Origin of the sequence: Saccharothrix sp. ST-888 (genome assembly GCF_000955975.1) — a bacterium.
GTDB lineage: Bacteria > Actinomycetota > Actinomycetes > Streptomycetales > Streptomycetaceae > Kitasatospora.
The window spans coordinates 1-874 of record NZ_JYJF01000300.1 but is presented as its reverse complement, the minus strand read 5'-3'; the positions used below and the strand labels follow the sequence as shown (position 1 = coordinate 874).

The 874-nt window shown below is 74.5% G+C and carries 1 protein-coding gene; it reads right to left on the bottom strand.

Annotated elements, in window-relative coordinates:
* Positions 1-874 (bottom strand): acyltransferase domain-containing protein (locus tag UK12_RS32765; RefSeq protein WP_045306851.1); only part of this gene is annotated, 874 nt, incomplete at both ends.

Here is an 874-nt window from a genome sequence, read left to right as displayed (position 1 = left end):
ACCCGCCACGAAGTCCGGCCGCAGACCCCACGACTCCACCAACCGGAACAACGCCACCTCGACCGCGAACAGGCCGGTCTGGGCGTACAGGGTCCGATCGACCTGCTCGGTGTCCGTGCCGAAGAGGACGTCGGCGGTGCCGACCCCGAGGTGTTCGTTCAGCTCGTCGAAGGCCGCGGCGAACACCGGGTGGTGGGCGCGCAGTTCGGCGCCCATCCCGAGCCGCTGGGCGCCCTGGCCGGTGAACAGGAACGCGGTCCTGGTGCCGGTCCGCGCCCTGCCACGGACGACGGACGGGGAGCTGTCCCCGGTGGCCAGGGCCCGCAGGCCGAGCAGGAGTTGCTCCCGGTCCGCGCCGACCACGGCGGCCCGGTGCTCGAAGACGGACCGCTTGGTGCCCAGCGCCCTGGCCACCGCGCCCGGTTCCAGCTCCGGCCGGTCCGCCGTGAAGGCGCGCAGCCGCTCGCCCTGGGCGGGCAGCGCCTGCGGCCCGCGGGCGGACAGCGGCCAGAGGACCATGGCCGGCACGGGGTCCGGCACGGGCTCGGGGGCCGGGGCCTGCTCGATGATGGTGTGGGCGTTGGTGCCGCTGATCCCGAACGAGGAGATCCCGGCCCGGCGCGGACGCCCGGCCTCCGGCCAGTCCTGCGCCTGCGTCAGCAGCCGGACGTCGCCCGCCGACCAGTCCACCTTCGTCGACGGCTCGTCCACGTGCAGGGTCCTGGGCAGCACACCGTGCCGCATCGCCTGCACCATCTTGATCACACCCGCCACACCGGCCGCGGCCTGGGTGTGGCCGATGTTCGACTTGACCGAGCCGAGCCAGAGCGGCCGCCCCTCGGGGCGGTCCTGACCGTAGGTCGCCAGCAGTGCC